Source organism: Azonexus sp. (genome assembly GCF_036170495.1).
In the GTDB taxonomy this organism is placed as follows: Bacteria; Pseudomonadota; Gammaproteobacteria; order Burkholderiales; family Rhodocyclaceae; genus Azonexus.
On the sequence record NZ_JAVHPH010000127.1, the window covers coordinates 1 to 5219 of the forward strand.

Consider the following 5219-nt stretch of genomic DNA (forward strand, 5'->3'; position numbering starts at 1 on the left):
GCCAAGTCGCGCAACCTGCCGGACGGCAGCTACGTCCCCTTCATCCAGACCGACGTCGCGGTTAACCCCGGCAACTCCGGCGGCCCGCTATTCAACATGAACGGCGAAGTGATCGGCATCAACTCGCAGATCTACTCGCGTAGCGGCGGCTACCAGGGCCTCTCCTTCGCCATCCCGATCGAAGTGGCGATGAATGTCGAGAAGCAGATCGTCGCCCACGGCAAGGTCCAGCGCGGCAAACTCGGCGTCAGCATCCAGGAAGTCAATCAGTCGCTGGCCGACACCTTCGGTCTGGCCAAGCCGGCTGGCGCCTTGGTCGCCTCCGTTGAAAAAGGCAGCCCGGCGGCCAAGGGCGGGCTGGAACCGGGTGACGTCATTCTCGGCATCGACGGCAAGACCATCGAAAACTCCGGCGAACTGCCGGCCGCCGTCGCCATCAAGCAGCCTGGCGAAACGGCCCGCCTGCAAGTCTGGCGCAAGGGCGAAACGCGCAACATCGACGTCAAGGTCGGCAGTTTCGGCGAGGAAAAAGTGGCAGCCAGCGAAGCCCCCTCCGCCGACAAAGGCCGCCTCGGCGTCGCCGTCCGCCCGCTGACCCCGGATGAACAACGCCAGGCTGAAGTCAAGGGCGGCCTGCTCGTCGAACAAGCCGGCGGCGCCGCCGGTCGCGCCGGCATTCGCCCGGGCGACATCATCGTTTCGGTCAACGGTCAGCCGATTAGTGAGGTCGAGCAACTGCGCGGCATCATCGCCAAGTCCGGCAAGAAAGCCGCCATCCTGATCGAACGCGGCGATTCGCGAATATTCGTCCCGGTCGACCTGGGCTAAACGTCAAAAAAGCCGTTCGTTCGAACGGCTTTTTTGACACCGGGAATCCCCTTTTTTGGGAAGTCGCTGTTACCAGCGAAAAACACCTTCGGACCTGCGCTTTTCGGTGATCGACAACTTCCTTTGTTGCTCCTGACCGTTCATTGAAGCCTTCATCACATAGCTCCCCGGTGGCAACCGGACCAGCAGGAACGGTCCCACCGCATTGGCTTCAAGAACCTTCTCGCCCTTGGCATTGAGCACCACCACATCGACACTCCCAAGATAAGAGCCATCACGCTCGGCAAAAAGCAGCTTCAGATTGAAATCCCGTTCCCGCAAGCGAATCTCATCCACTTCATCATCACCGATTCCACCGCTGACATAGCTCACATTTCCATCGTGTTTTTCGACAAGCGTGGAAGCATCGCCTTGCGCCATCACCTGCGCAGGCAGCAAACAAGTAAGCAGCAGATACACGAGATACAAGAGTTTTGTCATGACACGCACCTTTCTTTTTGAAGCTACAGTTCAAGCGTAGCCTGCAGCGGCAATTCGTCAAATATTCTCCCGGAGACGAACGGCTTTATTGACGATGCGAATTGGCAGTCGATTGGCAAAAATCGGCCAGCTCCATCGTTATCAGGCAGCCACGGTAAAACACCTGTAATAAATAACCGTTAGAGTCGGTATCTCCGGAGACAAAGACAACACGGATTTCAAATGACAAACAAAATTGAAGAACTTCGCCAAAAGGCGATTCAGCTGTGCACTGAGCACGGTGTTACGGTACGCGCCTATGGGCAAGCCTGGTGGTTGGTCGGCAACGGAATAAATCGCGTCGTCGCCGAACTGGCTGGACTCTGCCGCACCGACATCACCCCGTTGGCCATCGCCGAGCGCTAAGCGTGGCCCAAGAGCAGCAACAGCAAGCCCCAATTCTGCCGACCGGTTCCACACCCAGCCAGGATTGGCAAGCCATGCGGCTCGCCCAGGCGCGACAACAAGGCGGCGATCTCTAATCGGGATTTTCGTGGTGTAAACGGGATGTCTTGGCGAAATCTCAGTACCCAGCACGCTTCACCCGAAAGAGCCGGCACGTCTAAGTGCGCAACACCTCCGAGCGGCTCTGTTGTGCCCGTTGGAGTCATGCCGCAAGGCTGAGGATGAAAGGCGGATCGCTACAGCGAATTGCCTTTGAATCTTGCTTCAGTTTGAGGGCTTCTTGATCCAATCGGTAATCATCGCGACAACCTCTTTCTCGATGCCGATATAGCCGTGATAGTGCAGGGCATCGCAGGAATCTCCGGTCGGATTACTGCCACCATTGACCATTACAAGCTTCTTGACCGGGGCGTTCTTCAAACCCTGTACGATGGCCGGCACTTCATGGGGCGCGCAAATCTTGCAGCCGTCCTGTTCGTGGTGCACGACCAGCACGGGAATCTTGATCGCGGCGATGTCCTGCGTCGGCACTGCGCCGACTTTCTTGTAATTGACGACACTCGATGCCAACACGATTCCGGCCAGGTCGGCATTGCCGAACTTGACCGCAGCCGCAGTCGCCGAGACCGTACCACGGCTAGTGCCAACCAGCCAGACCGGCAACCCGCTGTCGGTCTTTAGGTGCTCGACGAGTTGTTTCAAGTCCTGAAGATGAGCCGCCGAAACGCGATCCGCGTAGTCGAGGTCGTTGGTATCGGAGGGACGCCCCATAACCGCTACGTTGAAACCCGCGCCGGCAAAAAGGTCGCGCGTTCTCACCAGAAAGTTCGCACTCGACGGCTTCCCGTTAACCAATGCACCAAACCCGCCGTTCCCGCCGGGCAAGAGCACGACCGTTGCTATTGCGCCATCCCGCTTCATATAGAACACCGGCACTTTTACGCCGGGTCGCGTTTCGAGCCGGATGACTTCGTCAGCTTTGGCCGGGGCAATGATGATCAGCGACAAAGATAGGAAAAGTAATGCGCCGCGTAGCAAATTCATGGTCATGGTGCTCCTTTCGGGGCTCTTTGCGGCAAAGCTCATGCCGCAGAGAAAGCCGGCAAGGCGCGGATCAGTTCAGCTTTTCCGGGCTGCCGCAGCACTGCTTGAATTTCTTGCCGCTGCCGCAGGGGCACGGGTCGTTGCGGCCGGCTTTGTCACCTTCGCGCTGGACGGTGCCGCCCGTCCGCTTGTTGCGCCAGAAGTTGTACAGAGTCTGGACGATGACCGGCAGGTTTTCCTGGATGTCGGCGACCAGGCGGGCTTCTTCGGCCGGCGGGAACCAGCGTTCGCCGCTTTTTTCGGCGTCTTCCTTGAGCATGCCGTTGAGCAGGAACAGGGGTTCGAGCAGTTCGGACAGGTCGTCGGCGTGCTTGCCGGCCATTTCGTACCAGTCGCCGGCCAGGCCGGCACCGAAGACGTAGGAGTCGGCCCAGGCTTCGTAGTCATATTCCTTGCAGCTTTCGTCGAGCGGATAGAGCACCGGGGCAATCGTTTCGTCGGCCAGCAGCGCGGCAGCGAGGTCGTTGTTGAGGCGCATGAGCAGTTCGAGCGCGGCTTCAACGTCAGGGTTGCCGCCAGCTTCGAGGCCCTTGCCGAGCGCTTCGGTCAGCCAGATGGCGGGAGGCACCGGCTCGGGGGCGCTGACGACGGCGCAGAGCATGGCCTGGATTTCGTCGAGGCGCATGGCCTCGCCCTGGAAAACGTCGGATTCGAGCAGTTCTTCAAGCCGGTCAAGATCGGCATCGGTCAGGGGTGTTGGGTTCATCGCTTTGGTCCTCGGCAATTGCAGAATGATAGCCCAGAACGACACGGGCTGCAGCCTTGGAGGAGTCAGAGGAAGGGCTCCTCCCCCTTCAAGGGGGAGGTTGGGTGGGGGATGGGTTTGGTGTAGCAGCCCCGGCCGATGAAACCCATCCCCACCCCAGCCCTCCCCTTGAAGGGGAGGGAGTGGCGCCTCATGGTATCGGGCTAGCTACCCGTGATGACCACTTGAAATGGTTGATCAACATCCTTGAGCACGCCGGGATCGTCCACCGTGCAAAGTACCAGCGCCACCGGATTGGCCTCAATAATGGCTTTGCCACCCTGGTCGCCAGTCAGGGCCAGTAGCTTGTCCAGATGTGCGGCACCGAAGGCGACCGGATGACCAAGGCAACCGTCGTGGATCGGCCGGGCCAGCGCAGCCCCGCCTTGCATGGCGTGAAGGACGGCGTGGTAACTAGCCGGCTGGATGAAAGGCATATCGGCCAGCGCGACTAGCCAGCCGGCGGCATCGGCGGTTGCCGCGACGCCGCTGGCCAGGCTGTGGCCCATACCCTGCGCCGCCTCTGCGCAAACAACGATTTCCAGCCCCTCCTCCGCCAGAAGGCTAGCTAGCACCGTATCGTCGGGCTGGATAACAACGATAGTGCGGGCACAAACGGCAGCCAGATTCCGCGCCGAAGCGAGCGCCATCGGCGTGCCGTCAGGCAATGGATGCAAGCGCTTGTCGGCGCCAAAACGCCGGCTACTGCCCGCAGCCAGCAGGATGCCGACAATCTGGTTCATGCGACCCGGCAGGCGTAGGGATCGGCGACTTCCACGGTCAACCGGAAATTTTGCCCATTTTTCACAGCGGTCATTTCGGCCAGGATGGAGACGGCGATTTCGGGCGGCGTGCGGCTGCCGATGGGCAGGCCGACCGGGCCGTGCAGGCGGTCGACTTCGGCCTGCGAGAGGTCGAAATATTGCAGCAGGCGTTCGCGGCGCTTGCTGTTATTGGCCTGCGAACCGAGGGCACCGACGTAAAAGGCCGGCGACTTGAGGGCTTCGAGCAGTGCCATGTCGTCGAGCTTGGGATCGTGGGTCAACGCGACGACGGCGCTGCGCGGGTCGAGGCCGAGTTCGGTCACGGCGTCATCGGGCATGGCGGCGATGCGCTCGGTGCCGGGCACATCCCAGCCGTCGGCATACTCGCTGCGCGGGTCGCAGATGTAGACGCGATAGCCGAGGGCCTGCGCCATGGTCGCGAGATAGCGCGAAATCTGGCCGGCGCCGATGATCAACAGCCTCCAGGCCGGGCCGTGCAGGGTGACCAGCGTCTGGCCATCCCATTGCTGGCTGTCGCCGGCGCTGCCGCCTTCTAGACTGACCGCGCCGCTCGCCAGCGCTACCCGCCGATGCACCAGTTGGCCGGTGGCTATGCGCTGGGCGAGCTGGTCGAGCAAGGCGGCATCGGGCGCCGGTTCGAGCACCAGTTCCAGCGTGCCGCCGCAGGGCAGGCCGAAGCGATGGGCTTCATCGGCCGTCACGCCGTAGCGCAGCAGGCGGGGCATTCCGCCCGCGAACTCGCCGGCCGCCGCCCGACGGATCAGGTCATCCTCAATGCAGCCGCCGGAGACCGAACCCTGCACCTGCCCGTCGTCGCGCAGGATCATCCAGGC

The 5219-nt window shown here is 61.4% G+C and carries 7 protein-coding genes; 2 read left to right on the forward strand and 5 right to left on the reverse strand.

The features are described from left to right. On the forward strand, positions 1 to 828 hold an 828-nt coding region (locus ADADOO_RS03915; RefSeq protein ID WP_511275189.1), incomplete at its 5' end, for a PDZ domain-containing protein. 69 nt (positions 829 to 897) lie between these two features. On the opposite strand, the gene ADADOO_RS03920 is transcribed toward ADADOO_RS03915, so the two are convergent. Beyond that, positions 898 to 1308 carry a carboxypeptidase-like regulatory domain-containing protein gene (locus ADADOO_RS03920; RefSeq protein WP_511275191.1) on the reverse strand — a complete coding sequence of 137 codons (411 nt, stop codon included), beginning with the start codon at positions 1306 to 1308 and terminating at the stop codon, positions 898 to 900. A gap of 222 nt (positions 1309 to 1530) precedes the next feature. On the opposite strand from ADADOO_RS03920, the gene ADADOO_RS03925 reads away from it, so the two are divergent. After that, a complete protein-coding gene (locus ADADOO_RS03925) occupies positions 1531 to 1713 on the forward strand; it encodes a hypothetical protein (protein WP_511275193.1) in 183 nt (60 codons plus the stop codon). Positions 1714 to 2016: 303 nt separating this feature from the next. Here the strand turns inward: ADADOO_RS03925 and ADADOO_RS03930 are convergent, their stop codons facing one another. From ADADOO_RS03930 to ADADOO_RS03945, 4 genes are all read right to left on the reverse strand, one after another. Further along, complete coding sequence (locus tag ADADOO_RS03930) at positions 2017 to 2802, reverse strand: alpha/beta hydrolase (RefSeq protein WP_511275194.1); 786 nt, start codon at positions 2800 to 2802, stop codon at positions 2017 to 2019. A gap of 64 nt (positions 2803 to 2866) precedes the next feature. Beyond that, positions 2867 to 3562: a UPF0149 family protein gene (locus ADADOO_RS03935; protein WP_511275196.1), complete on the reverse strand. Its 696-nt coding sequence runs from the start codon at positions 3560 to 3562 to the stop codon at positions 2867 to 2869. A gap of 203 nt (positions 3563 to 3765) precedes the next feature. Next, positions 3766 to 4344, reverse strand: a complete 579-nt coding sequence (locus ADADOO_RS03940; RefSeq protein ID WP_511275198.1) for a nucleotidyltransferase family protein — start codon at positions 4342 to 4344, stop codon at positions 3766 to 3768. Further along, on the reverse strand, positions 4341 to 5219 hold an 879-nt coding region (locus tag ADADOO_RS03945; protein ID WP_511275200.1), incomplete at its 5' end, for an XdhC family protein. The genes ADADOO_RS03940 and ADADOO_RS03945, both read right to left, overlap by 4 nt.

Bases quoted from the DNA above. Each gene is read 5' to 3' on its own strand.
- ADADOO_RS03920 (WP_511275191.1), bottom strand. From the start codon at position 1,308: ATGACAAAACTCTTGTATCTCGTGTATCTGCTGCTTACTTGTTTGCTG.
- ADADOO_RS03925 (WP_511275193.1), top strand. From the start codon at position 1,531: ATGACAAACAAAATTGAAGAACTTCGCCAAAAGGCGATTCAGCTGTGC.
- ADADOO_RS03930 (WP_511275194.1), bottom strand. From the start codon at position 2,802: ATGACCATGAATTTGCTACGCGGCGCATTACTTTTCCTATCTTTGTCG.
- ADADOO_RS03935 (WP_511275196.1), bottom strand. From the start codon at position 3,562: ATGAACCCAACACCCCTGACCGATGCCGATCTTGACCGGCTTGAAGAA.
- ADADOO_RS03940 (WP_511275198.1), bottom strand. From the start codon at position 4,344: ATGAACCAGATTGTCGGCATCCTGCTGGCTGCGGGCAGTAGCCGGCGT.